Below are 24,745 nucleotides of genomic sequence, written 5' to 3' on the forward strand. Positions count from 1 at the left end.
CACCGATGCGAACCTTTCGCCAAAGTGTGTCAGCAGAGATCTCAGCTGTACGCATCCCAAATGACCACACCGAGAGACCGTAGGTGGACAAACCACTCGAGGTGACCGGGCACGGCACCAGTCACCGCGCAGCGATCGCGGCGGTGGCCAGAGCCACCGCGAACAGGGCGTACGAAGCGAGCAGGCCGGTGCCCGTGGAACTCAGGGCGCCACCGACGGCCCGGCCCAGCAGCTGGCCGACGCATTCCGCGGTGATGACGGCGGTCGCGAGTTCCGCGGCGGTCAGGCCGGTCGAGTTCGCGGTCGTGGCCCTGATGTACAGCCCCGGATAAGCCAGTCCGACGCCGATTCCGGCGACAGTCCAGGCGGCGAGGGCAACGGCGAACGAACCGCCGAAGGCCACGAGGGCGGTGCCGACTGCGGTCAGGCTCAAACCGACGGCGGGGAGGCATGTCGTGGTGAATCGAGCCGCGACGAGGCTGGTCACCGCCCAACCCAGCGGAGCGGCGCTCAGGACGATCGCCGCCTGCCCGAGGCTCACCTGGAAAACGCTCGTCAGGAGCACGGTGATCAGGCTGTCCGCGCCGAAGTAGCCGATCGCGAACAGCACCATCGCGCCGAGCGCGGCCGGGGTTCCGGGCCGGAGGCGCGCGGTTCCGGGCGGCAGGATCGCGATCATCCCGACCACGGTGATCGCCGCTCCGGCGAGCGCGACCGGCCAGAAACCACTGCTGAACACGACACACGCCGCGCCCAGCGGCACCGTCAAAGTCCGCAACAGCGGGCGCGGCGCCTCGGGGGAATCCACAGAGCCACGGGCGGCGCGCACGACCAGCAACCGTCCGAAAAGGACGAACGGGATCGGCAGCAGCAGGGTCCACCGCCAGCCGACGAGATGTTCCAGGCCCAGCGTCGCGGCCGGGCCGACCAGCGCGGGCACGATCCACATCGCCGAGGACGCGGCGACGACGCGGATCCGCAGGCGGTCGTCGAGATGCCGGATCGCCGAGCTGATCCCGAAAACCGCCAGGAGTCCACTCGCGAGCCCGGCGGCGAACTGGCCGAGGGCGAACATCCACGCCGTCCTCGCCGCCGCGGCCAGGAAAAGGCCGCCGAGATAGGCGGTCATCCCGGCGGCCAGCGTGCCGCGCGGGCCCAGGCGGGCGAGGACCCGGCTCGCCAGGGGCAGCGCGACGAACAGGCCCAAGGTCGAGCCGGCGATCAGGAGTGCGAGGCTGTCGCGGCCGTCGAGATCGGCGGCGACGACGGGGAGCAGGGTAGAGGCGACGAAGCCGGTCACGGCGGCCGCGAACTCGAGCGCGACGATGCCGGCCGCGAGCCGGGCCCCTGTCACGTGTAGAGGTCTCGCTCGTACAGGTTGAGCTGCACCCAGATGCCGTCCGGATCCTGGACGCGCATCGAGTATCCGAAACCTTCGTCCATCGGCGGTCCCGGTTCGAATCCGGCCGCCCGCAGGCGTTCCGCGACTGCCTCCAGTGGCTCGCCGACCTCGAAGGCCAGTTCGCAGCGGCCCGCGTCCTCGCCGGACGACTGGTGGATGGCCAGCATTCCGCCGTCGGCGGGCAGTTCGACCCAGCCGCCGGGGCGCGACGCCGAACCGACCCGCAGGCCGAGCGCCTCATAGAACCGTGTCATCGCCGCGACGTCGGAGCTGTAGCGGATCGGCATGACCTTCATCGTTCGCGTTCCTCACTGCTCCGCAGGTAGTCCTCCAGCACCCGTTCGACGAACGACGAGAGCGACTCGTCGGCGTCGACGGACGCGTGTTTCACCCGCTTGATGAGGTCGGGCGGCAGATAGACGTTGAATTGCCGTTTCGCGACCTGCTCCATGCTCGCATGCTAGCAAATGAGCACAAGGGGCACCGTGACCAGCGCCAGTGCCGCGCCGATCCACGGGATGGCGGTCAGCGGAGCACCCAGGTTCAGCGCCCCGGCGGCGAAGGCCGGGGTGAGGCTGATGCCCAGCTGGAAGGCCGAGACCGTGGTCGCGCCGGCGAGGGTCGGGGCGGAGGCGGCGATCGTGAACACCCGTCCGTACAGCGCCGGGTTGAGCACGAAGGCCGCGACGCCCAGCAGGAACACCGACGGCACGACCACCCAGACCGAGTCGGCGAAGAGAGCGAGCAGCGCCGAGAAGACCGCGATGCCGAGGACGCCGCCGAGCAGCGCGTGGTGCGGCCGGCGGTCGGAGACGCGGCCGCCGACGGACAACCCGGCGAAGGCGCCGATCCCGAACAGCGCGAGGATCGCGGGGATCCAGACCGCGGGGACGACGTCGGCCAGCATCGCCGCCAGGTAGTTGAAAGACACCATGTACGCGGCGGTGCTCAGGATCGTGACGGCGAAGACGCCCCACAGACGCCAGGAGCGCATCGCGCGCAGTTCACCCGAAAGGCTCGGGGCGGCGGACGTGGTGGCGGGCAGGCCGACGGCGCAGGCGATCACGCCCACGACGGTGAGCGCTACGACGCCCCAGAAGCCGCCGGTCCAGTCCGTGAGGTTGCTGAGCAGGGTGCCCGCCGGTCCCCCGGCCACCATGGCGACGCTGAGCCCGGCGACGACGACGCCGGTGGCGCGGGCGTTGCGGTCGGGGGTCACCAGGCCGATCGCGGTCACGGTGGCGACGGCGAAGAAACCGGCGTAGGCGAGACCCGCGACGAACCGGGTGACCATCAGGACCCAGTAGTCGCCGGCGAGCAGGCCGGTCGCGATGGCGGCGGCGAAGACGGCTTGCGTGGTCATGAGCGCCGTCCGTCGCGGCCACTTCAGGCTGAGGACGGCGAACGGCGGGCCGCCCAGGACGACGCCGAGGGCGAACGCGGTGATGAGCGCGCCAGCGGACGACAGGGAGACGCCGAGATCTTCAGCGGCCGAGGGCAGGACCCCGGCCATCAGGAACTCGGCGCTCCCCATCGCGAACAGGCTGAAAGCGAGGAGGTAGACCCCGGTGGGGAGCCGTCTGGTTTCGATCATGGCGCCAGCGTCGGCGGCTTCTGGCTGTTTCGGCAAAGAACTTTGCCGGAATCGGGACGAGCTGCTGTGCTGGCGCCATGGAGAGCCAACCCGCCGTCACCGCGGCGATCGAGCTGATCGCGCCCCGCCTGCGCCGGGCACGGGAGAAGAAGGGGACGACGCTGATGGAGCTCAGCCGCGCCACCGGCATCTCCACCAGCACCCTGTCCCGGCTCGAATCCGGGCAGCGCAAACCGAGCCTCGAACTGGTGCTCCCGGTCATCGCCGCGCTGGGCCTGCGCGTCGACGAGGTCGTGTCGTCACCGAGAGTGCTCGAACAGCCCGAAGACAGCCGGATCCTCATCCCGCTCACCCGGCACGAGGACGGGCCCCGTGCCTACAAGATGACGATCCCGGCGAGCGACGCCGAACCCCGCCCGCGCACGCACACCGGCCGCGAGTGGCTCTACGTCCTGCGAGGCAGGCTCCGGCTCGTGCTCGGCGAGCAGGACGTCGTCCTCGGGCCCGGTGAGGCGGCCGAGTTCGACTGCCGGACGCCGCATTGGTTCGGCGCCACCGGCCGCGGGCGGGTCGAGGTGCTCAGCCTCTTCGGCAAGCAGGGCGAACGGGTCCATGTCCGCGCCCGCACCCGGTGACGTCAGACGCGCTGCTGGATACGGATCAGGTTCCCGGCCGGGTCGCGGACGGCCCCGTCACGCAGGCCGTACGGCTGGTCGGTCGGCTCCTGGATGATCTCGGCGTTGCCCTCCGCGAGGTGCTTGAAGAGGCCGTCGAGATCGTCCGAGGAGAACAGGATGCCCGCGTAGGTGCCCTTGGCCATCATCTCGCCGATGACGCGGCGCTCGTCCTCGGTGATGCCGGGATCGACGGCCGGCGGGTGCAGCACGATCGAAACGGGCTGCCCCGGCGGGCCGACGGTGATCCAGCGAAGTCCCTCGTAACCGACGTCGTTGCGCACCTCGAAACCGAGGAGGTCGCGGTAGAACGCGATGGCGGCTTCGGGGTCGGTCTGCGGGAGGAAGCTCCCGTGAATGGCGATGTCCATGCCGATTACGCTAGGTGAGATCGCTTTGCGGCGCTTCTCGATTCCTGATCGCCTCGGGTCACTCGATGGACGTCATGATCGTCATGGTCAGGGACTCCAGCGTGCCCTGGACGCCGTCGGACGAGGTCCGCACGGCCTCCAGGAACCGTTCGAGCTGTTCGGGGCTGAACCCGGACAGCGGGGCGAGCGACGGGTCGATGTTCACAGCGCACCTCGGGCTTCGACGGATGTGATCTGTGGTTTGACGGCAGGCTCCAGGTGGTCCCGCATCGCCGCGAGGAGCAGCAGCGCGTCCTCGCGTTTGGTGTCGGGGGCACCGCCTGCGAAGAAGGCGGCGATCCTGGCGTGCTCGTCCTCCGGGATCTCCCGGCGCAGCAGCATGAGCACGGTCCGGTTGACGCGTTGCGGGAAGTACAGCTCCTTGGCGATTTCGAGGAACCGCTCCCCCGTTTCGGGGGCGAACGCGCCTTCCTCGATACCGGCGGCGATGGCGAACCGCATGTTCACCATCGGCTCCGAAAGCGCCGAGAGGTTCTCCTCGTCGTAGGTGACGGCGACCTCGTCGTCGGCGTCGATCCGGCCCGAGAAGTACTCCTCGTAGATCTTGCCGACGCCGACCATGCCGAACGGCGAGCATTCCGCCGCCCTCAGCGCGCCCATGCTCGACGAGCCGAACATCGTGACGCCGCGATCCATCGCTTCGAGCACCTCCTTCGGCGAGATGCACAGGCTCTGCAGGAAGCGGCCGTCCACGATGCCGATGGCCTCCGGCGGCTCGGGCCGGGCCAGTAGTTCGGCGAGGTCACCGCGTTTGACCGGCGGCAGGAACTCGACGTCGAGTTCGGCCGAGGCCGATTCGAGGTCGATGCTCGGGCCGATGAAAACCACTGCGCGCATGACGATCTCCTAAGCGGGCTTGGAAAGTTCGGCGGCCCGGATGCGGGCGGACAGTTCCAGCAGCGTGTCGTTCCAGACCGCCGCGCCGCGCGGGCCGATCTTGCAGTGGTCGACGGCCCACGATTCGAGCCGCGGGACGATCACCCGCACGACGCTGACCGGGATCCCCGGCGGCGAGAGGTCGACGGCGAGCGCGCGGTCGATGCCCGCGGCGCGGATGCGGTCCAGGATCAGCTTGATGTCGGTCATCACGTCGTCGGTGGTCCACGACGGGATCTCGTCGAACGCGACCTGTTTGCGCATCGGCTGCCACGCCCACGCGCCCTTGTCGATCGTCGCCGACCGCTGGACGTGATTCTGGTACTTGGACACGTTCTCGGTCGGGAGCCGGATGTCCTCGCGCATCGCCTGGATGTCGACGGCGCGGCCCTGCGCGCATTCGGTGATGGCGCGGATGAGCGCGACACTCGCGTCGGGATGCGTGCCGAAACCGCCGTGCCCCTGCGAAGTCGTCGGGCCGAGGTCCTCGGAGGTGGCGGCGAGGAAGCTCGGGATCTCCAGATCCGAGGTGATGTGCACGATCCGCATCTTCAGCCCGGCGTCGTGGAATTTGTCCACAAGGGACTTCGCGAGCGGCGGCAGCGTTTCGAGGTCGACGTGCGGATGCAGTTCCCGGAGGTACGACGTGATGTGCTCGGGCTGCGGTTCGACGAAGATGCCCTTCTCCAGCACCTGCGCGAGCTGGCTGCTCACGAGTTCGGCGTTGGTCATCGAATCGCGCTCGATGAGTTCGGTGAGCGCGTGGCAGATGGCCTCTTCGAGGCTGTTCCCCGACGCCAGGCCGTTGGTGGAAAGCACCTTGTAGCAAGGAGGTTCGTGGAACTTGAGGCCGTAGACGGCGGAGGCCTGCGGGATGAGGATCGATTCGGAGTTCATCAGGTCGTACGCCTCGACCCACGAGATCGGGAGATCGTCGCGGTAATGCGCGGAAAGCTCCGCGTTGTTCTCGCGCGGGTCCAGCACCGTGCGGCCCTCGGCGACCAGTTCTTCATAGGACGCGATGACCTGCGGCCGCACCGGGAGAGCGGCCGAGAAGCGTTCGATCGCCTCCATCGCCGCGGACGTCCTGGCGTCGGTGTTCGTCAGGCCTTTGCCGTTGTAGACGGAGATGATGTCGTTGGAGCGCGGCGCGATGGCGTTGTAGACCGGGATGCCGACCCGGTCGAGCCAGGTGATCTCCGCGACACGAGTGACCCCGGCGCGCCGCAGATGCGGCTCGATCCGCGCGTAGGTCTGTTCGGCGGTGAACTCCCGGTGCACCCCGCCGCCACCGACCTTCGGAACGCTCTTCCTGAGTTTCATCGCACTCCTTCGTATCCGGCGTTCGCTGGTACCGCTTCGGCGAGCAGTCGCTCCCATGCTTCGGTTTCGCGCTCCGGATCCGCCGAAGCGCGGCGGGCGGCGCATTGCCGCCGCAACCGGGTGTAAAGCCCGTCTCGGTCGTGTTCGGCCGCGTCGAGCACGGCGGCGAGCGCGGCCGTGTCGCCGACGGGGAAATAGCCGGCGTAGTCCTCACCGAGCAGCCCGACCGAGCCGGGGATGCGGGTGGAGACGACCGGGACCCTGGCGGCGAGTGCTTCGGTGACGACGTTCGCCCCGCCTTCGTGCAGGGAAGTCAGCACCAGCAGACGGCTGCGCGCGAGGACGGCGAGCGCTTCCGGTCTCGGCAGCGCGCCAAGCCAGGTGTAGCGCGGGTTCTCCGCGCGCAGCCGGTCGCCGATGTCGTCCTCCCGAACGCCGCCGACGTGCGTGACGGCGATCCGTGACGACGACGGCAGCAGCCGCACCGCCTCGCTCAGCCGCAGCGGATCCTTGACCGGCCTGGCGTGCGCGAGGAAGGCGATCTCGAACCGGTCCTCGGCGGGTGCCTCGCCCGAGATCGGCGGCATCGACTGGGTGATCACCCTGGTCCGGCTCCGCAAGCCTGGCGGGACCTGCAGAACCCCTTTGGATTGCAGGACGACGATGCGTGCGGCGCGTTCGAGCAGGGTCAGGTCGACACCGGCGGTGGCCAGATCCGGGTAGAGATCGGTGCCGGTCAACGCGATCACGATCGGCGCGTCCGGGCACGCCGCGAGGAAGGCGCGGATCGCGGCCTCGCTTTTGCGTGCGTGCAGTGCGATCAGCAGGTCGTAGCGCCCGCCGTCGTAATCCTGCACGACGCGGACCTCGTGGCCGAGGTCGCGGAGCAGATGTGCCCAGCGGCGCGCGGTGACGCCGTTGCCGTAATCGCTGGCTTCGGGGACGGGGCCCGCGACGAGGATCCTCATCGGACGCGGTCCTCGTCGTAGGCGAGCCATTTTCCGAAGGCGCGGACGGCTTCGTCGGCCGGGATCGTGGCCGTCCAGCCGAGTTCCGCCGCCGCGAGGCCGAGTTTCATCACGGATGTCTCCGACGGCGAGGTGACGTATTCGGCCGGCACGGAGCGGACCGAAGAGCAGACGACCTTCGCCAGTTCGTTCCCGGTGAGCGTCGCCGTCGCGATGTCGTACACCGGCGCGACCGGTCCCCCGGTGAGCACCGCGTCGATCGCGCTCGCCATGTCCCGCACGTCGGTGAACTGGTGGACGCGGTCGGGATCGACCGGCAGGGCCCGCCGGGTCCATGCCAGCTCGATCCAGTGCGCCACCAGGGAATCAGCCGAGGTGTGCGGCCCGATCGGCGTCGCGAACCGCAGGACGTGTTCGCGTGGCCCAGTGTCGACAATGGCGCAGAAGACGTCGCCGGGATCCGCTGTGTCACCGAGATGCACGAGCCGCGTATCGCCGGAAACCCCCGCGCTGTCGACGATGTCGTGGCCGAGTTCGGCCAGCAGGCTCGCGAGATGCTCGGCGAGGGTGCCGCCGGGGCCGGTGATCGCGACCTCGACGCCCGTCCCCCGGCGCGGACGCCGAGGGCGAGCCGCCCGTTCACGTCCGGCGGCGAAGCCTCGCACGGCCACATCGTGGTGCGAACGCGTGATCGCCTCGATCTCGGACACGAGGAGCCGATCGCAGAGCCCGCCGGGGCCGATGGTCGCGAGAGCCTGATCCAGCGCCGCGCTGCTGTGTTCCACAGTGGACAGACCCATGGTGAACGCGGTCAGCCAGGTCTGCCAGGCGCCTTCGGACAGCTCCGGGCCGCGCTCGAACTCGACCCGGCACTCCTGCGGCGAAATCCCCGATCGCCGCAGGAGCCGGTTCGTTCCAAGGTACTCCCAGTACCCGTCGCCGCGCAGCGCGCATTCGGAAGTCATGTGCTTGTGAAAAGGGATCACTTCGTGCTCGGCGACGACGCCGCCCACCGACGCCGGAGCGACACCGGAGAAACACGCGGAACGCCGCAGCCCGTGCGCGTCGTTTCCGGCGACACTGGGCAGGCCGGAATGCTCGACGGTGTTCGGCACCGCGATCCGGATCGGCACTTCCAGCGCTTTCAGATAGCGGAACATCAGCACGTCGCACGGCCAGCCGTCCCTGTCGCGAAGGGCGTATCCGGCATAGCCGCGGGCGATTTCGGCGGGCAGCATCAGCGCGAGACAGGGCGCGTACTCGTTGACCGCCGTCGCCCAGTCCGCCCCTGAGGCCGCGGCCATCCGCACGGCCGCGCCGTTGCGCGAGTTCCAGTTGGCGTAGAACGCGATCGCGTCGTCCGGCAGCTGCTCGGCAGCTTTCCTGGCGTGCTCGAAGAACCCGTCGGCGAGCTCGACGTCGTCCTGCAGGACGAGGAAATGCGTGGCGTCGCCGGGAACGCTGCTCCAGGCCAGTTTCGTGGTGCGCGCGGCCGTCGGCGGACCGTCCGGATCGGGATCCAGCACCACCTTCGTCGCGCCGTCGGGATCGAGCCGCGCGAGCGCTTCCGCCTCCTCCCGGCGCCGGGGGTGCGCCATGACGGCGCCGCACACCCGAATCTCCGTCATCGCAACCCCCAGCGTCAATTTCTCGCGGACCGGGAAAGTGTGGCAGCGCATCCGCGCCCGCCTCTTCTCCCATGCTGCGAATGGGACGCCGCCGGTGAAGTTCTCCTCGATTGCCGCCCTTTTCCTCATGCGATTCCGATGAGGATTTCACGGGTAGCCTCGGTAGCGAGTCACCGATACGGACAGAATGGGCGGGCGATGACGGATATCCTCTTCGTATGCGTGCACAACGCGAGCCGATCGCAGATGGCCGCGGCACTGCTGAAGCACCATGGTTTCGGCCGGGTGACCGTGCGGTCCGCGGGCTGCGAACCGGCGGACCGGATCAATCCGCTGGTGGCTGGCGCGCTGGCGGAATGGGACGTCGACATCACCGGCGAGGTGCCGAGCCAGGTCACCTACGAGGACGTCGCGGCGGCCGACGTCGTGATCACCATGGGCTGCAAGACCTATCCGGTCGCCGAAGGGACGCGTTATGTTGAATGGGTCGTCCCCAATCCGGAACACGAAGGCATCACCGGGATCCGGCCGCTGCGGGACGACATGGACCGCCGCGTGCGCGAACTACTCGCGTCCCTTGTGGACACTCCGGCGCACGTATAGCGAAAGGGCCCTCTCCCGAATCGGGAAAGGGCCCTTCGCGCCGCGACCGTCAGGCTTTGACGCCCTGGACGATCAGGCGTTTGGCGCGCTTGTCGTAGGGCGCGCCGTCGAAACCGCCATAGGCCTCGATGTCGGTGAAACCCGCGTCCTCGAACAGGCGGCGCAGTTCGGCCGCGCTGTAGATGAACGACTGGATGTGCGCCGAACGCGCGACGTCACCGTCGACCAGCGTCCAGTCGGTGCGCAGCTTCGTCCAGTCTTCGAGGACGCTGTGCCGCATGTACGCGATGCCTTCGGGCTGCGGGAAAGCGTGTGTACGGCCGATGTTCTTGGCGACGATCTCCTTGCCGTACACCTCAAGCAGCAGCTTCCCGCCGGGCGCCAGGCTGGTGTGCGCGTTGCGCAGCACCTGGAAGTTCTTCTCGGCTTCGTCGAAATAGCCGAACGAGGTGTACATGTTCAGCACGACGTCGAAACCGCCGGGGCGCACGAATTCGAGCATGTCGCCCTGGATCAGTTCGGCCGGGACGCCGGCGTCGGCGGCGGCCTGCTTGGCACGGTCCAGGACGGGCGCGTTGAGGTCGACCCCGGTCACCTGGTAACCCTTGCGGGCGAGGGGAACGACGAACCGGCCCGGCCCGCAGCACAGGTCGAGCACCCGCGAACCCGACGGGAACGCCAGCAGCGGCGACTCCCGGACGAGTTCGTCGGCCTCGACGGTCAGGTACTGCGGCCACATCAGTTCGGAGAAACCCGACCACAGGCCATCGTCGGAGTACCAGGTCATTTTTCGTCCTCCCTTGGGCGCCATCAGGCAATGCCCCGATTCTCGGCGGCTTCCCTCCGTGAGACGTCTCCTCGACTGCGACCGGCGACCATGAACTCTTCACATCGTGGTCGTGGCCTGATCACTGTTCGTGATGGTCCGCCGTCGCCAGAATGGAAGGTAAACAGAACCAGAAGGGTTCGATCATGACAAAGGACCGCGACGGGGATCCCGCGATCGAAGCGTCCGGGTTGACCAAGATCTACGGCGAGAAACGAGCTCTCGACGGGCTCGACCTCACAGTTCCCGCGGGGACAGTGTACGGCGTTCTCGGCCCCAACGGGGCGGGAAAGACCACGTCCGTGAAGGTGCTGGCGACGCTGCTGCGTCCCGACGGAGGACAGGCCAAGGTCTTCGGTCACGACGTCGTGCGCGAGGCGGACGCCGTCCGTGCACGGGTGAGCCTGACAGGTCAGTACGCCTCGGTGGACGACGACCTGACGGGCACCGAAAACCTGATCCTGCTGTGCCGTCTGCTCGGCCACGGCAAGGCCGCCGCGAAGGCGCGCACCGAGCAGCTCCTCAACGCCTTCGGGCTGACCGAGGCGGCCGGTCGTCAGGTGAAGAACTATTCCGGCGGTATGCGACGGCGGCTCGACATCGCGGCCAGCATCGTGAACACCCCGGATCTGCTCTTCCTCGACGAGCCGACCACCGGTCTCGACCCGCGCAGCCGCAACCAGGTGTGGGACATCGTGCGCGCGGTCGTCAAACGCGGCACCACGGTGCTGCTGACCACCCAGTACCTCGACGAGGCCGACCAGCTCGCCAGCCGCATCGCGGTCGTCGACCACGGCAAGGTCATCGCCGAGGGCACACCGGGCCAGCTGAAGGCGTCGATCGGCGTCGGTGCGATCCACCTGCGCCTGAGGCATTCCAACCAGCGGACCGACGCGCAGAACGTGCTCGCCCGTTTCCTGGAGCAGCCCACGCTTTCGGAGCACGACGAGGTTTTGGTCAGCGCCCGCATCCCTGGTGTGGAGGGCGACGCCGGCATGGCCGAATGGGCTTCCAAGGCCCTGCATGAACTTTCGCTGCGGGACATCGTCGTCGACGAGTTCTCGCTCGGGCAGCCGAGCCTCGACGAGGTGTTCCTCGCGCTCACCGACCGGCCCGCGACGCCGGAGAACGCCGCCAAGGAGGGGGCGAACCGATGACTTCCACCATCAAGCCGACCGAAACGACCGAAGAGGCCGACGAAACCCGGCCCGCCGACGTCGACGCGCTCGACGCCGTGCTCGCGTCGGTCGACCGGCCCAAGCGCCCCAGCGCTCTTTCCGCCTCGCTGACCTTCGGCTGGCGGGCCGCGCTGAAGATCAAGCACCTGCCCGAGCAGCTGTTCGACGTCACGGGCTTCCCGATCATCATGACCGTGATGTTCACCTACCTGTTCGGCGGCGCCATCGGCGGTTCGACCGAGGCGTACCTGGACTACCTGCTGCCGGGCATCCTCGCCATCACCGTCGTGATGATCACGATGTACACCGGTGTCGCGGTGAACAGCGACATCGCCAAGGGCGTCTTCGACCGCTTCCGGACGCTGCCGATCTGGCGCCCCGCCACGATCGTCGGCTACCTGCTCGGCGACTTCCTGCGGTACCTCATCGGCTGTGTCGTCATCATCGGTGTCGGCCTGATCATGGGCTACAACCTGGGCAGTGTCGCCGGTACGGTCGGCGCGGTGGCGCTGCTGCTGGTGTTCTCGTTCTCGCTCTCCTGGATCTGGACGTTCCTCGGCCTGTCCATGCGGTCGGAGAAGACCGTGATGAGCGTGAGCATGGTGGCGCTGTTCCCGCTGACCTTCCTGTCCAACGTGTTCGTTCAGCCGTCCACGATGCCCGGCTGGCTCGAAGCCGCGGTCAGCTGGAACCCGATCACCCATCTGGTCACCGCGATGCGGGGCCTGATGAGCGGCAGCCCGAACGCCGGCGAGATCATCTGGGTGCTGGTCGCCAGCGTCGTCTTGATCGCAGGCTTCGGTTCCGCCACGATGGCCGCCTACAAGCGTAAGTAAGAAGGGAAAGAAAATGAAGTACATGGTCCTCCTCTACTCGCACCCCGAGCCGTGGGGACACCCCGTGGAGGAATTCACCCCGGAGTTCTCCGGTCTTTCCGCGGACGAGCGGAAGAAGCACTTCGAGGCATTCGAGGCGCTGCTCGGCCGTTTGCACGAAAACGGTGAGCTGGTCGGCGGGGAAGCGCTCGGCGACCCCGCCAAGGCAAGCCTTTACGAGGTCGGATCGGACGGCTCGAAGAAGAAGAGCGACGGCCCGTATTCGTCGACGAAGGACCACCTCGCCGGCTTCTTCCTGATCGAGGCCAAGGACCAGGCCCGCGCCGACGAGATCGCCGAGGAGTTCGCCGCTCCCGGACAGAGCGTCGAACTGCGGCCGATCTGGACCGGCGGCGAATAGCGCCTGCGCGAAAGGGCCGGACCGGGAATCCCCGGTCCGGCCCTTTTGGTTGCAGTGTCAGGAAATCCGCTTGGTCAGGTGCACGGTGACCTGGTCGCCGATCTCCTTCTGGATGACCTTCCGGAACGGCTTGCGCAGCGGCATCATGTGCACGCCGCCGCCGATCGGCAGCATGCTCGCCTCGTAGTCGTGGCCGTCCACGGTGCCGCTGACCTTGACGGCCTTGCCTGTGCCGAAGAACTCCGCGGAGTCCGGCATGTTCACACACGGCCAGCCGCTGTTCCCGTCGGGAATCACCTCGGCCGTGAAAGTCACGTCGATCGCATGCGGTGCAGTCTTCTCAGCCATACTCTCAGATCTTCCTCGTCGTAGTTCATGAGCCAGGGTGGAGAATCAAGTCCGCAGCCTTTTCGGCGATGGCGATGACCGGGGCGTTGGTATTGCCCCGCACGATCGCCGGCATGACGGAAGCGTCCACGACACGCAGTGATTCTATTCCAAGAACCCGCAATTGCGCATCCACGACCCGGCCCATTCCACAGGTCCCCACCGGATGATGGCCGGTGAGCACGTTCCGGCGGGTGAAATCCGCGAGATCCGCGTCCGTGCCGGAGGCGGGGGCCGCGATGGCGTCGAGCGTGTACGGCTTGAGCGCGACCTGACGGGAAAGTTCGAGGCTGATCCGCACCCCTTCGATCGCCATCGCGAGGTCGGCCGGGTCGGCGAGATAGTTCTGGACGATCTTCGGTTTGGCGGTCGGTTCCGGGCTGAACAGGGTCACGTTCCCGCGCGTGCGCGGTTTCGCCACCGAAGCGCCGAACGAGATCGCGTGCCGGGAAGGCGGAGAGAGGAAGCCGTCGGAGATCATCAGCGGCATGCAGATGAACTGCAGATCCGGTGCGTCGCCGGTGATGGTCACGAAACCACCGGTCTCCGGGCCGCCCGAGGTGAGGAAGCCGGTCGCGTCGCGCTCATAGGCCAGCGCGTGTTCGGGCTCGCCGGCGGCGAGCAGGCTCACCGGCTTGTCGTGGCCGAAGCTCAGCCAGACGTGCGGATGGTCCTGGAGTTGCTGCCCGACGTCGGGCAGGTCGACGACGACGTCGATGCCGAACCCGCGGAGGTGCTCGGCCGGGCCGATCCCGGAGTGCATCAGGATCTTCGGCGAGTTGTAGGTGCCGGCGCTGATGACGACTTCGCGGTCGGCGCGGATCTCGACGAGTTCGTCGAGCCGGTTGCCGACGACCCCGACCGCGCGGCCGTTCTCGACGAGCACCCGGTGCACCTCGAGGTCGGTCTCGACGGTGAGGTTCGGCCGGTCCAGCACGGGACGCAGGAACTCCGACGCGGTGCTGGCCCGGCGGCCGTCCCGCTGGGTCACCTGGAACGCGCCGAACCCTTCCTGCGTGACACCGTTGAAGTCGGTGTTGTGGTGGTAACCCGCTTCGAGCGCGGCCGCGGTGAACGCGGCGGAACTGGGGTTCCCCGCCCTGCCGTCGCTGACCCGCAGCGGCCCGCCGACGCCGTGGAACTCGTCCTCGCCGCGTTCGTTGTCCTCCGACCGCCGGAAATACGGGAGTATCCCGGCGAAATCCCAGCCCGGCTGGCCCCACTCGTCGAAGTCGGCGCGATTGCCGCGCACGTAGGCGCCGCCGTTCACCGAACTCCCGCCGCCGACGACACGCGCCTGCGGCAGGTAGACCCGCCGCCCTTCGCAATGCGGCTCCTGATGGGTGTCGAAGTCCCAGTCGTACCGGGTCTTGAAGAATTTCCCACCGGCGACGGGGACCACGAAGTTCGGATGATCGTCGGACGACCCGGCTTCGATCAGCACGACGGAGACGGAGGGGTCCGCGCTCAACCGGTTAGCGAGGACGCAACCGGACGCACCGGCCCCAACCACGACAAAATCGACCATAACGGGAATTTATCAAGATCGACGAGGGCCCGGTTTCTCCTCGGTTGCGGCAAGAACTCCTGAATCCTGCGGCAATCAGCGAGAAGACCGCTTTGCCCGGCTCCCCTAGCGTGGTTCGTGTCTGCTGCCGGAAACCCGCGGAGGGAACGCCGAAATGACCATCGCCAGCGAGGCGCAAGGGAGCGCGGAGTACGCGGCCGCGCTCCAGGCCCTGGACCGCAAGCACCTCATCCACCCGCACCAGAACCCGACGCGGACCGAGCGCAACATCTTCGTCCGCGGCAAGGGATCCGTGGTCTGGGACGCCGCGGACGTCCCGTTCATCGACGGGATGGCTGGCGGCAACTGGGTGGTCGCCGTCGGCCACGGGCGCGCCGAACTCGCCGAGGTCGCGGCGTCGCAGGCGGAGAAGCTGGAGTATTTCTCGCTGTGGCGCGAATACTCGAACGAACCGGCGATCCGGCTCGGCGCCCGTCTCGCGGAACTCGCGCCCGCGGGGATGAGCAAGATCCACTTCACCAGTGGCGGTTCGGACGGGACCGAGGCGGCGCTCAAGATCGCGCGGCGGTACCACTTCGAACGCGGCAACACCGAGCGGACCTGGATCATCGGGCGACAGTTCGGGTACCACGGCACGACCCTCGCCGGCGGTTCGGTCAGCGGCATGGACGACATGCACTTCGGCGCCGGGCCCACCATGCCGCATGTGACCAAGGTCAGCCCGCCCATGATCTCCCACCCGGAGATGTTCGGCGGCCAGGACCCGACCGACTTCCTCCTGCAGGAACTGGAAACCGAGATCCTCCGCGTCGGACCGGAGAAGATCGCCGCGATGATCGGCGAGCCGGTGATGGGCGGTGGCGGCGTCATCGTCCCTCCGGAGGACTACTGGCCGCGGATCCGCACGCTACTGAGCAAATACGGCATCCTGCTGATCGCCGACGAGGTCATCACCGGGTTCGGCCGGACCGGCGACTGGTTCGCCTCCGCGCACTACAGCCCGGACATCATCGTCACCGCCAAGGGGATCTCCAGCGGCTACGCGCCGCTCGGCGCCGTCCTCATGCGCGACGAGATCGGCGAGGTCATGGTCGGCAACCCGGAGAAGTTCTTCTTCCACGGGCTGACCTACTCGGGGCATCCGGTCGCGTGCGCGCTCGCGCTGACCAACCTCGACATCATCGAGCGGGAGAACATCCTCGGCCAGGCCAAGAAGATCGAGAGCTGGTTCGTCGAGGGCCTCGACGGCATCCGTGACTTGCCGATCGTCCACGACGTGCGGGTGCACGGCGCGATGGTCGGCATCGAACTGACCGCGGACCCGAGTACCGGGGAGCCGATGCCGTTCGACCGCATGGTCGCCGTCATCGACGACCTGCGCGGCAAGCACCGCGTCCTCGCCCGCGACTACGGGCCCACCCTCGTCGTCGGCCCGCCGCTCGTGCTCGAAGAAGAACAGGCCGCGGAGATCTCCGCCGCCATCACCGACGTACTGAGGAACCGGTCATGACACCGTTCAAAGTGGACATCCCGCAGGAAGCCATCGACGACCTGCGCAGACGCCTCGACGACACCCGCTGGCCCGCCAAGACTCCCGACGTCGGCTGGACCCGCGGTGTTCCGCAGTCCTACCTGAAAGAGCTCGTCGAGTACTGGCGCACCGAGTACGACTGGCGTGCGACTGAAGCGAAGATCAACCAGTTCCCCCAGGTGGTCACGAACATCGACGGGGCGAACATCCATTACCTGCACGTGCGGTCGCCCGAACCCGACGCCACGCCGATGGTGATGACCACCGGCTGGCCGAGTTCGATCATCGAGTACCTGGACCTCATCGGGCCGCTGACCGACCCGCGCTCCCACGGCGGTGACCCGAAGGACGCCTACCACCTCGTCATCCCGACGTTGCCTGGCTTCGGTTTCTCGACGCCGCTGACGCAGCACGGCTGGCTGGTGCCCAAGATGTCGGAGATCTGGGGCAAGCTCATGGCCGAGATCGGCTATGAGCGCTACATCGTGCAGGGCGCGGACTGGGGTTCGTTCATCTCCATCATCCTCGCCGCGATGAAGCCGGAGAACGTCATCGCGGCGCACGTGAACTTCCTCGTGACCCAGCCCGCCGACGCGAGTGATCTCGAAGGCCTGAGCCAGGAGGAACTCGAACTGCTCGACCCGTACATGCTCCCCGCGCCGGGGTACATGGTCGAGCACGCGACGCGGCCGCAGACGCTGAGCTACAGCCTGGCGGACTCGCCGGTCGGGCAGCTCGCTTGGTACATCGAGAAGTTCCATGGCTGGTCGGGTGCGGTCAACTCGCCCGAAGAGGTCTTCGACCGCGACGACCTGCTCGCCAACGTGACGCTGTACTGGCTCACCGGTTCGGCGGGCAACGCGGCGCATTTCTACTGCGACAACGCGGCCTTCACCCGGACGACGGCGACGCCGCACCCTGAACTGGCCGTCGCGCATCCGCGGTTCGAGGAGTACAAGACGTTCGTCGCTCCCCTGCCGCCGATCTCGACGCCGATCGGCGTGGCCGCCTACAAGTACGACATCATGGAGCCGATCCGCACCTACGCGGAGCGGGCGTTCTCCGACATCGTGCAGTGGCGGCGGCTCGACCGGGGCGGGCACTTCCCCGGCCTGGAGGCACCCGACCTCTTCCTCGACGACCTCCGGAAGTTCAAGCAGGCCTTGCGCGCGAGGGGCACCAGTGACTGACGCCAACATCGAGAACCTCGACTACGGCAACCGCGACCTCCCGATCGAGAAGGTGACGTCCGCCGACGGCACCACCATCGCCTACGAGAAGTCGGGCACCGGCCCGCCGGTGATCATCATCGGCGGCGGCCTGAACGAGAAGGCGATGCACGCCGAACTCGCCGAGGGCCTGTCCGAGAACTTCACGGTGTACAACTACGACCGTCGCGCCCGTGGCGACAGCGACGACAAACGCGTCGGACCGTACACAGTGGACCGTGAGATCGAGGACCTGGCCGCGGTGATCGGCGCCGCGGGCGGCACCGCCCACGTCTTCGCGAACTGCACCGGCTCGATGATCGCGGTCCCGGCGGCCGCCCGTGGCGTCCCGATGCTCAAGCTGGCCATGTACGAACCGCCGTACAGCGGCCCGAAGGTCCCGCCGGGCTACACCGAACAGCTCATGGAGTTGCTGGCGCAGGACCGGATCAAGGACGCCGTCTCCCTGTTCCTGAAGTGGGACGCGCTCTTCACCGACGACGAGATCGAGTTCTTCTCGACGCATCCGATCTGGCCCGCGTTCGAGGCGATGGCGCATTCGATGCCGTACGACTCGATCCTGTCCGACGACGCGGACCGCGTCCCGGTGGAGGAGCTGGGCGCGATCACGGTGCCGAGTCTTGTGCTCGGCGGCAACAAGAGTCCACAGTGGATGAAGGACATGTGCCAGGCCGTCGCCGACGGGATCCCACGGGGCGAGTACGTCACCATGGACACCGCCGGGCACCTGATGGACGACACGCTGGGCGCTGAGCTTCTGACGAAGTTCTTCCGCTGAGACGAACGAGTGAAGGCCTCCTTCCCCACCGAAAGGTAGGGAAGGAGGCCTTCACGGCGCTATCCCCCGTGGCGGCGCGACGCTGAGTGTCCCCAATGTTACTTTGGGAGCGCTCAACACAACCCGATGTCCTGAAGGCCCCCCTTGAGACGTTGAACGTCCCGAAGGGGTCCTTCGCGGCATCCACGGACGCTCCACCGATCGCGATCCACCCGTGGCGGCGCACCTGATGCCCCCAATGCCACAACGGGGGCACTCAACACAACCCGATGTCGTGAAGGCCTCCTTCCCTACCGTGAGGGTAGGGAAGGAGGCCTTCACGGACCTACGTTGCGAGAGCGTCAGTCCCGCGGGGTGTTCTGGTACGCGGCCAGCTTCCACTCGCCGTCCCGCAGGACAGCGGTCCACGAAGCACGCACCTTGGCGTTCTCGGCGACCGAGGTGTCGCCGGCCTGGATCACGCCGCCCTCGGTGTACAGCACGACGACGCCGGGCGCGATCTCGCGCGCGTCGAACGGGGTGCCGGTGACCTGGGAGCCCTGGTAGGCGGTGGCGAACGCGCCCGCCATGAACTTCGCGATGTTGTCGCGGCCCTTGACGTGGACGCCGGGCAGGATCATCGTGCCATCCTCGACGAACACGTCGGCGAAGGCCTCCGCGTCGTGGCGGGCCCAGGCGGCGACGATCTGGCCGGGCAGGGCGGCGACGCCGGTGGCGGTGTCGGCGGTAGCGGTCATCGGTCTGTCTCCTCGTTTCGGTTTCCGTTTTCGGCGGTGGAGAAGCCATAGGAGCCGATGAGCGTGGCCCCACTGGGTACCGGTCCTTCGGGGGCCCGCTCGCGGATGCCCCGCTGGAACTCGTGGAACGCGGTCGACGCGGCGAGGGGATTGCCGTCGCCCTCGACGACACCGACGTGGACGAAACTCACCCCGTCGTCGAGTTTGAACGACGCGTAGCTCAGCCCGTCTGGCCGATCCCGCGCCAATTCCGCGAAGACGGCCTCCACCAGTTTTTCGTTCTCACCGGCGGATTCCGGGGTCGTCTGATAACGGACGACGAACGCCGAACCCATTCGTGCTCCTTCCTCGTGGCGCGGAGGTCCACAACGGAAACTACGCGTTCGCCTGCCGCCGGAATACCACCGCGGGACAAGCTCGCAACCCCGGAGAAGCGCTACGCAAAGCGGGAGAAGAGCGGCACGGCCGACCGGCATAGCGTTTTCCGTATTCGTCCACTCGCCTGACCACCGAAAGGCACACGCCAATGGGAACGAAGATCGGCGATCACGCCGTCGTGCTCGGGGGCAGCATCGCCGGGATGCTCGCCGCCCGCGTGCTTTCCGACGCCTACCGCCAGGTGACCGTCATCGAACGCGACGATCTCACCGCGGCCGGGACGGATCTGCGCCCGGCGATCTCGTGGGCGATCCACATCCACGCCCTGCTCGAACGGGGCCGCATCATCATCGAGGACCTGTTCCCCGGTTTCGTCGACGACATGATCGCGGCCGGTGTCCCGGTCGGCGACTACGGGTCGACCTGCCACTACTACTTCAACGGCGACATGTTCGCCGTCACCGACACCGGGATGGCCTGTGTGGCCGCGAACCGGCCGGTTATCGAGCACTTCCTGCGGTCGCGCACGCTGCCGCGTCCCGGTGTCGTCCTGCGTGAGCGCACGGACATCGTCGGCCTGGTCGCGAACGAGGGCAACGAGCGCATCACCGGGGTCCGCGTGCAGAGCCGCGACGGCGGCGGCGAAGAGGTCATCAGCGCGGACCTGATCGTCGACGCTTCCGGCCGCGGTTCGCGTTCCCCGCGCTGGCTCGAGGAGCTCGGCTACGAGAAGGCACCGGAGGAGAAGGTCCAGATGGACCTGACCTACACGACGATGGACTTCGTCGGCCCGCTGCCCGTCGACCCGCTCGGCGAGGACATCGCGCTGGTCCCGACGGCGACCCCCGGCTTCCCACGCGGCGGCATCTTCGCGCGCCTGGCCGACCGGTACGCCCTCACCCTCACCGGCATCGCGGGCGACCGGGCGCCGACCGACCACGACGGCTTCCTGGCCTACGCCAAGACGTTGCCGGTCAAGGAGGTCTACAACGCCATCGAGAACGCGGAGCAGCGCGCGCCCGCCGGTTCGTTCCGGTTCCCGGCCAGCGTCCGCCGCCACTACGAGAAGCTGACCCGCTTCCCCGCCGGGTACCTGATCCTCGGTGACGCCGCCTGCATCTTCAACCCCGTCTACGCCCAGGGCATGACGGTCGCCGCGATGGGCGCGAACGTGCTGCGCAAGCACCTGGAGAAGGGTGTCGAGCCGTCGTTCCGGGGCTACTTCCGCGATCTGGCCAAGGAGACCGACTCCCCGTGGATGATGTCCGCGTCGGCGGACCTCGGCTACGAGACGGTGCGCGGCAAGCGCACCCTGGCGACCAAGATCGGCAACGCCTACATGTCGAAGGTGATGGCGGCGGCCGCGAACGACCCTGTGGTGGCGCGCGGGTTCATGCGCACCATCTCGCTGATCGACCCGCCGCAGGCGCTGATGAAGCCGTCGATGATGCGCCGGGTGCTGTTCTCCGGCGGTGGCAAGAAGAACGCCACCGTGACGACACTCCCCACCGCCAAGACGGACACCGGCGAGGCCGAGCGTCCCGCGGCCTGATCCTTTCGTCACGAGCACGAGGAGTTCCGGTGAGTAATCTTCAGGCCGTCCGCTTCCGCTGGGCCGCGCTGGTCCTGCTGTGCGCGGCCAACTTCGCGGTCCTGCTGGATTCGCAGAGCGTCATCCTGGCGCTGCCTTCGCTGGCACCCGACCTCGGGATGTCGCCTGCCGACGCGCAGTGGGTGCTGAGCGCCAAGCTCATCACCTTCGGCGGGCTGCTCATCCTCGGCGGCCGGGCGGCCGACCACTTCGGCAGGCGCCGGGTGTTCGTGCTCGGCACGGCATTGTTCCTGGTCGGATCGGTCCTCTGTGGACTGGCATGGAGCCCCGCGGTGATCATCGCCGCGCGGGCGCTGAGCGGGATCGCGGCGGCGCTGATGGTGCCGACGGCGTTGTCGATCCTCATGAACACCTTCCCCGAGGGCAAGAGCCGCAACACCGCGCTCGCCGGCTGGTCCGGCATCGGCGGGATCGGCGCCACGGCGGGCCTGCTCGTCGGCGGGCTGCTCACGCAGACCCTGGGCTGGCAGTGGGTGTTCTACGTCAACGTGCCGATCGCGGTGCTGGTCATGCTGCTGGCGCCGGTGCTGCTGCAGGAGAGCCGGGACTCCGGCAAGCGTCGCAGCCAGGACGTCGCGGGAGCCGTAGTCAGCACACTCGCACTCGTCGCGATCATCCTCGCCGTCGTCCAGGCGCCGGTATGGGGCTGGACGAGCGCGCCGACGCTGATCCTGTTCGCCGTCGCCGCCGGGCTGCTCGCGCTGTTCGTGGTGGTAGAGAAACGTTCGTCGGCGCCGCTGGTGCCCTTGGCGCTGATCCGCCGTCCGGCGCTCGCGGGCGGCAACCTCGTCACCGTCGCGATGGGCATGGCGGCCTTCGGGCTTTCGGTCACCATCTCGATGTACGGGCAGGTCGTCCTCGGCTACAGCCCGCTGGAGTTCGGCGTGCTGCAATCGGTCATGCCGACGCTGGCGTTCGTGGGCGCGTACGTCGGCCAGTCCGTGGTGACCAGGCTGGGGGTCCGGCCGGTCGTCGCGGCCTGTCTCGTGCTGCTCGGCGCCGGCTGCCTGCTGCTTTCCCAGGTGCCGGTGAACGGTAGTTACGGGGCCGACATCCTGTGGGGTCTGGTCGTCTTCGGCCCTGGGCTGGGCGCGGGCATGGCGGCCGCGTCGGTGGCCGCGCTGTCCAAGGTGCCGCAGGCCGACAGCGGGGCGGCGTCGGGGATCAACGTCGCGTCGTTCCAGATCGGCGGCGCGCTCGGGGTCGCGGTGGTGACCTCGGTGTCGACGTCGTTCACCGCCGCGCCGGGCGGGCCCGCGGAGTTCACCGCCGGGCTTCAGGCTTCGTTCGTGGCTTGCGTGATCTTCGCCGTCATCGGCCTCGGCGTGACCTTCACCCTGTTGCGCGGCAACAAGAAGCGTCACCTCCACAGCGTCGACGGCCAGAACCGCTCCGACCGGGACGATCTCCCGCTCGCCGGCTGACCTGAAATCCGTGAAGGCCTCCTTCCCTACTCTCAAGGTAGGGAAGGAGGCCTTCACGGATTTCTAGAGGCCTCGGTGCAGGGCATCGATGTACTCGCGGTGACTGGGCAGGCCGGCGGAGTAGATCTCCCGCTCCTTGTCGATCTGCTCGAACATCTCCCACGCGGCGGCGTCGTTCATCAGCTCGACCGACGGCGGGGCCTTCTTGAAGTCGAAGTCCATTCCGGACAGGATCGCCCAGAGACTGCGGGTCTCGAACAGCCGCAGCTGGCTGCCGTCGGGGATGATGACGCTCTCCGCGTACTCGGTGAGCTTCTCCTCCAGGCTCGCCGGGATCGGCGCCTCCCGGACGGCACGCCAGAACTCGGTGTCGTCGCGGTCGGTGAGCGTGTAGTGCATGACGATGAAGTCGCGCAGGTCCTCGAACGCGCTGACCATGAGTTCGTTGTAGCGGGCCTTGCGGCGCTCGTCGAAGTCCGAGTCCGGGAAGTGCAGCACCAGCAGTGCGAGCTGGTACTCGATGAGCGCGATCGTGGTGGACTCCAGCGGCTCGACGAAGCAGCTCGACAGGCCAACCGCGATGCAGTTGTTCACCCACGAGCGCCGGTTGTGCCCGACGCGCATCTTGATGTGGTTACCCGCGATGTCGTGCCCCCGGCCGCCGAGGTGCTGCCGCAGCTGCTGTTCGGCCTTCTCGGGTGTGGTGAACGCGCTGGAGTAGACGAAACCGGTGCCGTCACGGTCGGCCAGGGGGATCTCCCAGATCCAGCCGTCCGGTTTCGCGGTGGCGGAAGTGTACGGCCGCAGGCCGCCTTCCTGGTGTTCCGCCGGGAGCGCGACGGCGGAGTCGCACAGCAGGACGTCGTTGGCGCTGACGAACGGCTCGTTGAGCGTCTGGTTGATCAGCAGGCCGCGGAATCCCGTGCAGTCCAGGAAAAGATCGGCTTCGATCTCGCCGGCGGTGTCCGTGACGACCTTCTCGATCACGCCGCGCGGGTCGACGGTCACCGACTTCACGTCCGCCGAAACGAACTTCACGCCGCGGCCGGTCGCCAGGTCACGGAGGTACTTGGCGATCAGCGCGGCGTCGAAGTGGTAGGCGTAGCGGTAGCCGGGGTCCGGTGCGTCGGTGCCGGGCAACGGTTTCGGCGCCTTGTCGAGCTCGCAAAGACGCTGCAGGGCCATTCCCGCGTCGCCGAAGGTCTCGCGTACGCGCGTGTCCCCGGCCAGCCGCTGCTTCAGCCAGAAGTGCGCGAGTGAGACGCCGCGGCCGAATCGCTTGTGGAACGGCTGCTCGTAGTTCCGCACCGCGGGTTCGGGAACGTCGAAGAACGGGTGATAATAGGTGTGGCTGTCGCGGCCCTCGTGGGGTTTGCGCCAGTCGTTGAACCGGACGGCGGATTTGAAGACCGCGTTGGTCTTCGGCATCCAGTCCTCTTCTTTCATGCCGAGGAAGGAAAACGTGGTCCGCAACGTCGGGACCGTGGCCTCACCCACGCCGATCCGCGGGATCCGCGGCGACTCGATCAGGGTGATGTCGACCTTTCTGCCGAAGGCGCGGTTCAGGTAGGCGGCGGACAGCCAGCCGGCCGTGCCACCCCCGACGATCACGATCTTCTGTATTGGACGTGCCACGGAAATGCTCCTTTGCGGTCCAGAAACCCCCACTAAGCTGCGCAAACGAGCGTAGGTTCCGATCGCACGATCGGGCAGGGTCCGGCTCATCCCTTCCCGATGAGTTACACCGTCTCGATCATGAGCTTCGCCTCAAGCGGACATAAGGGCACGGATCGCCGCGAGGCGACCCGTGCCCTCAGGGGTCACGCCACTACTGGAAAGAAATGGCGACACCGGCGGGACCATTACCCGCGGCGTCCGCCAGACCGATCACGCAGGTGACCGCCGAGCAATCGACCGTACCGTACGAACTGCCGTCGAAAAGAATTCCCTCGAAGCTCTTCTTCACGGTCAGCGGAGTGGAAAGGGTTCCATCGCCCGCGGCCGTCACGTCGACCCGGCCCGAAGCGTTGCAGGCGAGCACGCCGGACGACACTTCGGCACACTCGCCGACGGTGTAGGCCGTCCCCGCCGTCAGCCCCGACGCACCCACCTGGACCACGGCGTTGTCGGCCAACCCGGACGACGGCGTCACCGTTGCCGAAGGGGCGTCGGCCGACGCGGGCGCCTGGAAGGCGACAAGCATGCCGAGAGCGGCGGCGGTACCGGCGACGGTCTTCACGAAAACGCTTTTGCGCATGACTTTTTACTCCTTCATCGGGGTGAGGACGGAATGAATGGCGGGGGATATTTTCGTATTGTTCCCCGGCGCTTCCGGTAATGAATTTACGGATCTTCGAGGTTGCTTGTCAACGAATTCTGTTCGCAACCGAGGAGAAGCGGAG

General features: G+C 67.7%; 27 protein-coding genes. 10 read left to right on the forward strand and 17 right to left on the reverse strand.

Annotation, left to right across the window (positions count from 1 at the left end):
• Positions 1-121: 121 nt before the first annotated feature.
• From AMYAL_RS0112300 to AMYAL_RS0112315, 4 genes are read right to left on the reverse strand one after another with little or no spacing between them, the layout of a single operon-like run.
• Positions 122-1,354 carry an MFS transporter gene (locus AMYAL_RS0112300; RefSeq protein WP_020631607.1) on the reverse strand — a complete coding sequence of 411 codons (1,233 nt, stop codon included), beginning with the start codon at positions 1,352-1,354 and terminating at the stop codon, positions 122-124.
• Positions 1,351-1,698, reverse strand: a complete 348-nt coding sequence (locus AMYAL_RS0112305) for a VOC family protein (RefSeq protein WP_020631608.1) — start codon at positions 1,696-1,698, stop codon at positions 1,351-1,353. Before AMYAL_RS0112305 ends, AMYAL_RS0112300 begins: the two co-directional genes overlap by 4 nt.
• Positions 1,695-1,853 carry a hypothetical protein gene (locus AMYAL_RS0112310; RefSeq protein ID WP_020631609.1) on the reverse strand — a complete coding sequence of 53 codons (159 nt, stop codon included), beginning with the start codon at positions 1,851-1,853 and terminating at the stop codon, positions 1,695-1,697. Before AMYAL_RS0112310 ends, AMYAL_RS0112305 begins: the two co-directional genes overlap by 4 nt.
• Positions 1,854-1,862: 9 nt before the next feature.
• Positions 1,863-2,996 carry an MFS transporter gene (locus AMYAL_RS0112315; RefSeq protein WP_020631610.1) on the reverse strand — a complete coding sequence of 378 codons (1,134 nt, stop codon included), beginning with the start codon at positions 2,994-2,996 and terminating at the stop codon, positions 1,863-1,865.
• 77 nt (positions 2,997-3,073) lie between these two features.
• Between AMYAL_RS0112315 and AMYAL_RS0112320 the strand changes: the two genes are divergently transcribed.
• The gene (locus tag AMYAL_RS0112320; RefSeq protein WP_020631611.1) at positions 3,074-3,631 is read left to right on the forward strand and encodes a helix-turn-helix domain-containing protein; all 558 of its coding nucleotides are present in this window, start codon (positions 3,074-3,076) and stop codon (positions 3,629-3,631) included.
• Between the two features lie 2 nt (positions 3,632-3,633).
• Here AMYAL_RS0112320 and AMYAL_RS0112325 read toward each other — a convergent pair whose 3' ends face one another.
• From AMYAL_RS0112325 to AMYAL_RS47785, 6 genes are read right to left on the reverse strand one after another with little or no spacing between them, the layout of a single operon-like run.
• Complete coding sequence (locus tag AMYAL_RS0112325; protein ID WP_020631612.1) at positions 3,634-4,041, reverse strand: VOC family protein; 408 nt, start codon at positions 4,039-4,041, stop codon at positions 3,634-3,636.
• Positions 4,042-4,099: 58 nt separating this feature from the next.
• Entirely contained in the window at positions 4,100-4,246 is a 147-nt protein-coding gene (locus tag AMYAL_RS49220) for a hypothetical protein (RefSeq protein ID WP_020631613.1), read from the reverse strand.
• Entirely contained in the window at positions 4,243-4,938 is a 696-nt protein-coding gene (locus AMYAL_RS0112335) for a TfuA-like protein (protein ID WP_020631614.1), read from the reverse strand. The genes AMYAL_RS49220 and AMYAL_RS0112335 overlap by 4 nt, the downstream gene beginning before the upstream one ends.
• 9 nt (positions 4,939-4,947) lie before the next feature.
• The gene (locus AMYAL_RS0112340; protein WP_020631615.1) at positions 4,948-6,300 is read right to left on the reverse strand and encodes a YcaO-like family protein; all 1,353 of its coding nucleotides are present in this window, start codon (positions 6,298-6,300) and stop codon (positions 4,948-4,950) included.
• A complete protein-coding gene (gene senB, locus AMYAL_RS0112345) occupies positions 6,297-7,268 on the reverse strand; it encodes a selenoneine biosynthesis selenosugar synthase SenB (RefSeq protein ID WP_020631616.1) in 972 nt (323 codons plus the stop codon). Before senB ends, AMYAL_RS0112340 begins: the two co-directional genes overlap by 4 nt.
• Positions 7,265-8,896, reverse strand: a complete 1,632-nt coding sequence (locus AMYAL_RS47785) for an NAD-dependent epimerase/dehydratase family protein (RefSeq protein ID WP_020631617.1) — start codon at positions 8,894-8,896, stop codon at positions 7,265-7,267. Before AMYAL_RS47785 ends, senB begins: the two co-directional genes overlap by 4 nt.
• A gap of 198 nt (positions 8,897-9,094) precedes the next feature.
• Here AMYAL_RS47785 and AMYAL_RS0112355 point away from each other — a divergent pair, with 198 nt between their 5' ends.
• Positions 9,095-9,499 (forward strand): arsenate-mycothiol transferase ArsC, encoded by a 405-nt coding sequence (locus AMYAL_RS0112355; protein WP_020631618.1) that lies wholly within the window; start codon positions 9,095-9,097, stop codon positions 9,497-9,499.
• A 49-nt stretch (positions 9,500-9,548) separates the two neighbouring features.
• On the opposite strand, the gene AMYAL_RS0112360 is transcribed toward AMYAL_RS0112355, so the two are convergent.
• A complete protein-coding gene (locus AMYAL_RS0112360) occupies positions 9,549-10,286 on the reverse strand; it encodes a class I SAM-dependent methyltransferase (protein WP_020631619.1) in 738 nt (245 codons plus the stop codon).
• A gap of 185 nt (positions 10,287-10,471) precedes the next feature.
• Here AMYAL_RS0112360 and AMYAL_RS0112365 point away from each other — a divergent pair, with 185 nt between their 5' ends.
• From AMYAL_RS0112365 to AMYAL_RS0112375, 3 genes are read left to right on the forward strand one after another with little or no spacing between them, the layout of a single operon-like run.
• Complete coding sequence (locus tag AMYAL_RS0112365) at positions 10,472-11,482, forward strand: daunorubicin resistance protein DrrA family ABC transporter ATP-binding protein (protein WP_039795429.1); 1,011 nt, start codon at positions 10,472-10,474, stop codon at positions 11,480-11,482.
• On the forward strand, positions 11,479-12,339 hold the full coding sequence (locus AMYAL_RS0112370; protein WP_020631621.1) for an ABC transporter permease: 861 nt from the start codon (positions 11,479-11,481) through the stop codon (positions 12,337-12,339). Before AMYAL_RS0112365 ends, AMYAL_RS0112370 begins: the two co-directional genes overlap by 4 nt.
• A 13-nt stretch (positions 12,340-12,352) precedes the next feature.
• Positions 12,353-12,739 carry a YciI family protein gene (locus AMYAL_RS0112375; protein WP_020631622.1) on the forward strand — a complete coding sequence of 129 codons (387 nt, stop codon included), beginning with the start codon at positions 12,353-12,355 and terminating at the stop codon, positions 12,737-12,739.
• A gap of 57 nt (positions 12,740-12,796) precedes the next feature.
• On the opposite strand, the gene AMYAL_RS0112380 is transcribed toward AMYAL_RS0112375, so the two are convergent.
• Positions 12,797-13,087 (reverse strand): DUF1905 domain-containing protein, encoded by a 291-nt coding sequence (locus AMYAL_RS0112380; protein ID WP_020631623.1) that lies wholly within the window; start codon positions 13,085-13,087, stop codon positions 12,797-12,799.
• Between the two features lie 25 nt (positions 13,088-13,112).
• On the reverse strand, positions 13,113-14,654 hold the full coding sequence (locus AMYAL_RS0112385; protein ID WP_020631624.1) for a GMC family oxidoreductase: 1,542 nt from the start codon (positions 14,652-14,654) through the stop codon (positions 13,113-13,115).
• A 154-nt stretch (positions 14,655-14,808) separates the two neighbouring features.
• On the opposite strand from AMYAL_RS0112385, the gene AMYAL_RS0112390 reads away from it, so the two are divergent.
• Genes AMYAL_RS0112390 through AMYAL_RS0112400 form a run of 3 tightly spaced genes read left to right on the forward strand, consistent with a single transcriptional unit; the run spans position 14,809 to position 18,192 of the window.
• On the forward strand, positions 14,809-16,164 hold the full coding sequence (locus AMYAL_RS0112390; protein WP_020631625.1) for an aminotransferase family protein: 1,356 nt from the start codon (positions 14,809-14,811) through the stop codon (positions 16,162-16,164).
• Positions 16,161-17,375, forward strand: a complete 1,215-nt coding sequence (locus tag AMYAL_RS0112395; RefSeq protein ID WP_020631626.1) for an epoxide hydrolase family protein — start codon at positions 16,161-16,163, stop codon at positions 17,373-17,375. Before AMYAL_RS0112390 ends, AMYAL_RS0112395 begins: the two co-directional genes overlap by 4 nt.
• The gene (locus AMYAL_RS0112400) at positions 17,368-18,192 is read left to right on the forward strand and encodes an alpha/beta fold hydrolase (protein WP_020631627.1); all 825 of its coding nucleotides are present in this window, start codon (positions 17,368-17,370) and stop codon (positions 18,190-18,192) included. Before AMYAL_RS0112395 ends, AMYAL_RS0112400 begins: the two co-directional genes overlap by 8 nt.
• A 341-nt stretch (positions 18,193-18,533) precedes the next feature.
• Here AMYAL_RS0112400 and AMYAL_RS0112405 read toward each other — a convergent pair whose 3' ends face one another.
• Entirely contained in the window at positions 18,534-18,929 is a 396-nt protein-coding gene (locus AMYAL_RS0112405) for an SgcJ/EcaC family oxidoreductase (RefSeq protein WP_020631628.1), read from the reverse strand.
• Positions 18,926-19,264 carry a hypothetical protein gene (locus AMYAL_RS0112410; protein ID WP_020631629.1) on the reverse strand — a complete coding sequence of 113 codons (339 nt, stop codon included), beginning with the start codon at positions 19,262-19,264 and terminating at the stop codon, positions 18,926-18,928. Before AMYAL_RS0112410 ends, AMYAL_RS0112405 begins: the two co-directional genes overlap by 4 nt.
• Before the next feature lie 191 nt (positions 19,265-19,455).
• Between AMYAL_RS0112410 and AMYAL_RS0112415 the strand changes: the two genes are divergently transcribed.
• Positions 19,456-20,859: an FAD-dependent oxidoreductase gene (locus tag AMYAL_RS0112415; RefSeq protein ID WP_020631630.1), complete on the forward strand. Its 1,404-nt coding sequence runs from the start codon at positions 19,456-19,458 to the stop codon at positions 20,857-20,859.
• A gap of 29 nt (positions 20,860-20,888) precedes the next feature.
• Positions 20,889-22,343 carry an MFS transporter gene (locus tag AMYAL_RS45855; RefSeq protein ID WP_020631631.1) on the forward strand — a complete coding sequence of 485 codons (1,455 nt, stop codon included), beginning with the start codon at positions 20,889-20,891 and terminating at the stop codon, positions 22,341-22,343.
• Positions 22,344-22,406: 63 nt separating this feature from the next.
• Here AMYAL_RS45855 and AMYAL_RS0112425 read toward each other — a convergent pair whose 3' ends face one another.
• Together AMYAL_RS0112425 and AMYAL_RS0112430 are read right to left on the reverse strand one after the other, a co-directional pair.
• Entirely contained in the window at positions 22,407-23,978 is a 1,572-nt protein-coding gene (locus tag AMYAL_RS0112425; protein WP_039793944.1) for a tryptophan halogenase family protein, read from the reverse strand.
• Positions 23,979-24,171: 193 nt separating this feature from the next.
• Positions 24,172-24,600 (reverse strand): enediyne antibiotic chromoprotein, encoded by a 429-nt coding sequence (locus tag AMYAL_RS0112430; protein ID WP_020631633.1) that lies wholly within the window; start codon positions 24,598-24,600, stop codon positions 24,172-24,174.
• Positions 24,601-24,745: the final 145 nt, after the last annotated feature.

This window comes from Amycolatopsis alba DSM 44262 (genome assembly GCF_000384215.1).
Classification (GTDB): Bacteria; Actinomycetota; Actinomycetes; order Mycobacteriales; family Pseudonocardiaceae; genus Amycolatopsis; species Amycolatopsis alba.

Excerpts from the sequence above, each read along its gene's own strand:
- AMYAL_RS0112305 (WP_020631608.1), bottom strand. The coding sequence starts at position 1,698 with ATGAAGGTCATGCCGATCCGCTACAGCTCCGACGTCGCGGCGATGACA.
- AMYAL_RS0112310 (WP_020631609.1), bottom strand. The coding sequence starts at position 1,853 with ATGGAGCAGGTCGCGAAACGGCAATTCAACGTCTATCTGCCGCCCGAC.
- AMYAL_RS0112315 (WP_020631610.1), bottom strand. The coding sequence starts at position 2,996 with ATGATCGAAACCAGACGGCTCCCCACCGGGGTCTACCTCCTCGCTTTC.
- AMYAL_RS0112320 (WP_020631611.1), top strand. The coding sequence starts at position 3,074 with ATGGAGAGCCAACCCGCCGTCACCGCGGCGATCGAGCTGATCGCGCCC.
- AMYAL_RS0112325 (WP_020631612.1), bottom strand. The coding sequence starts at position 4,041 with ATGGACATCGCCATTCACGGGAGCTTCCTCCCGCAGACCGACCCCGAA.
- AMYAL_RS0112335 (WP_020631614.1), bottom strand. The coding sequence starts at position 4,938 with ATGCGCGCAGTGGTTTTCATCGGCCCGAGCATCGACCTCGAATCGGCC.
- AMYAL_RS0112340 (WP_020631615.1), bottom strand. The coding sequence starts at position 6,300 with ATGAAACTCAGGAAGAGCGTTCCGAAGGTCGGTGGCGGCGGGGTGCAC.
- senB (WP_020631616.1), bottom strand. The coding sequence starts at position 7,268 with ATGAGGATCCTCGTCGCGGGCCCCGTCCCCGAAGCCAGCGATTACGGC.
- AMYAL_RS47785 (WP_020631617.1), bottom strand. The coding sequence starts at position 8,896 with ATGACGGAGATTCGGGTGTGCGGCGCCGTCATGGCGCACCCCCGGCGC.
- AMYAL_RS0112355 (WP_020631618.1), top strand. The coding sequence starts at position 9,095 with ATGACGGATATCCTCTTCGTATGCGTGCACAACGCGAGCCGATCGCAG.
- AMYAL_RS0112360 (WP_020631619.1), bottom strand. The coding sequence starts at position 10,286 with ATGACCTGGTACTCCGACGATGGCCTGTGGTCGGGTTTCTCCGAACTG.
- AMYAL_RS0112365 (WP_039795429.1), top strand. The coding sequence starts at position 10,472 with ATGACAAAGGACCGCGACGGGGATCCCGCGATCGAAGCGTCCGGGTTG.
- AMYAL_RS0112370 (WP_020631621.1), top strand. The coding sequence starts at position 11,479 with ATGACTTCCACCATCAAGCCGACCGAAACGACCGAAGAGGCCGACGAA.
- AMYAL_RS0112375 (WP_020631622.1), top strand. The coding sequence starts at position 12,353 with ATGAAGTACATGGTCCTCCTCTACTCGCACCCCGAGCCGTGGGGACAC.
- AMYAL_RS0112380 (WP_020631623.1), bottom strand. The coding sequence starts at position 13,087 with ATGGCTGAGAAGACTGCACCGCATGCGATCGACGTGACTTTCACGGCC.
- AMYAL_RS0112385 (WP_020631624.1), bottom strand. The coding sequence starts at position 14,654 with ATGGTCGATTTTGTCGTGGTTGGGGCCGGTGCGTCCGGTTGCGTCCTC.
- AMYAL_RS0112390 (WP_020631625.1), top strand. The coding sequence starts at position 14,809 with ATGACCATCGCCAGCGAGGCGCAAGGGAGCGCGGAGTACGCGGCCGCG.
- AMYAL_RS0112395 (WP_020631626.1), top strand. The coding sequence starts at position 16,161 with ATGACACCGTTCAAAGTGGACATCCCGCAGGAAGCCATCGACGACCTG.
- AMYAL_RS0112405 (WP_020631628.1), bottom strand. The coding sequence starts at position 18,929 with ATGACCGCTACCGCCGACACCGCCACCGGCGTCGCCGCCCTGCCCGGC.
- AMYAL_RS0112410 (WP_020631629.1), bottom strand. The coding sequence starts at position 19,264 with ATGGGTTCGGCGTTCGTCGTCCGTTATCAGACGACCCCGGAATCCGCC.
- AMYAL_RS0112415 (WP_020631630.1), top strand. The coding sequence starts at position 19,456 with ATGGGAACGAAGATCGGCGATCACGCCGTCGTGCTCGGGGGCAGCATC.
- AMYAL_RS0112430 (WP_020631633.1), bottom strand. The coding sequence starts at position 24,600 with ATGCGCAAAAGCGTTTTCGTGAAGACCGTCGCCGGTACCGCCGCCGCT.